We start from the raw sequence: 1349 nt of genomic DNA on the forward strand, positions 1-1349 counted from the left end.
AGCCGGTCCACGCGCCGCTTCACCGCCGGGGCGGACAGCCCGACCACCTTGCCGATCTCCGCGTAGCTGGAGCGGGCGTTGACCGGAACCTGCTCGACTCCCGGCAGGACAGCGATTGGGTGCACACCGATCCGTGGCGGGTGCTGCGGATCCAGGCCGAGTTCGTCGAGGGTTTCGGCGCGCTGGCCGAGGTGCCGCCCGCGGTGACAGTCTTCGGTTCGGCGCGCACGCACCGCGACGATCCCGAGTACATCGCGGGCCGGGAGATCGGCGCCGCGCTCTCGCACGCGGGCTTCGCGGTGATCACCGGTGGCGGTCCCGGCGCGATGGAGGCCGCCAACCGCGGATCCTCCGAGGCGGGCGGCTATTCGATCGGGCTCGGCATCGAGCTGCCGTTCGAGCAGGGGCTCAACGAGTGGGTCGACCTGGGCATCAACTTCCGGTACTTCTTCGTCCGCAAGACGATGTTCGTGAAGTACTCGCAGGCCTTCGTCTGTCTGCCCGGCGGTTTCGGCACCCTCGACGAGCTGTTCGAGGCGCTGACCCTGGTGCAGACCCGCAAGATCACCCGGTTCCCGATCATCCTGTTCGGCAGCGCCTACTGGTCCGGCCTGGTCGACTGGCTGCGGAACACGATGGCGGTCTCGGGCAAGATCTCCCCGGAGGACCTCGACCTGATCCAGATCACCGACAGCGTCGACGAGGTCGTGCGGATCATCCGTGGCGAGACCGGCGATCACGCCGACATCGAGCGCCTCGGCACCGAGGACCAGTGGTGAGCGCCCCCTACTCCGTCTGTGTCTACTGTTCCGCCAGCACCACCGATCCCGGCCTGATCAGCCTGGCCGCCCGGGTGGGCACCGAGATCGCCCGGCGCGGTTGGCAACTGGTCTCCGGCGGTGGCCACGTGTCCATGATGGGCGCGGTCGCCACCGCGGCCCGCGCCGGCGGGGCGCACACCGTCGGCGTGATCCCGAAACACCTGGTGCACAAGGAAGTCGCCGACGTCGACGCGGGTGAACTGCTCGTCACCGACACCATGCGCCAGCGCAAGCAGCTGATGGAGGCGCGCGCCGACGCGTTCCTCGCGCTGCCCGGCGGGGTCGGCACGCTCGAGGAACTGTTCGAGACCTGGACCGGCGGCTACCTCGGCGAACACGCCAAACCCGTGGTGGTGCTGGACGCCGACGACTTCTACGGCGGACTCTTCCGCTGGATCGATGAACTGTACGAACGCAGAATCGTGACGCAGCAGGCGCGCGACCGCATCACCGTGGTCACCGATCTGCCCGCCGCCTTCGCTGCGCTGGAACCGGCCGCACCGGCCGAGGGCTAGGAGATATTCGACG

3 protein-coding genes are annotated in these 1349 nt (G+C 68.9%); 2 read left to right on the plus strand and 1 reads right to left on the minus strand.

Translation table 11 applies throughout. The annotated features are described in order from the left end of the window. The coding region (locus ACWDNU_RS45905) for an AsnC family protein (RefSeq protein WP_449673457.1) at positions 1-116 on the minus strand (116 nt) is incomplete at its 3' end. Positions 117-203: 87 nt separating this feature from the next. Here ACWDNU_RS45905 and ACWDNU_RS45910 point away from each other — a divergent pair. Next, positions 204-779 carry an LOG family protein gene (locus tag ACWDNU_RS45910; RefSeq protein WP_449673458.1) on the plus strand — a complete coding sequence of 192 codons (576 nt, stop codon included), beginning with the start codon at positions 204-206 and terminating at the stop codon, positions 777-779. Beyond that, positions 776-1336 carry an LOG family protein gene (locus ACWDNU_RS45915; protein ID WP_355276364.1) on the plus strand — a complete coding sequence of 187 codons (561 nt, stop codon included), beginning with the start codon at positions 776-778 and terminating at the stop codon, positions 1334-1336. The genes ACWDNU_RS45910 and ACWDNU_RS45915 overlap by 4 nt, the downstream gene beginning before the upstream one ends. Positions 1337-1349: the final 13 nt, after the last annotated feature.

The sequence above is a fragment of the Amycolatopsis sp. NPDC003676 genome (assembly GCF_053587275.1).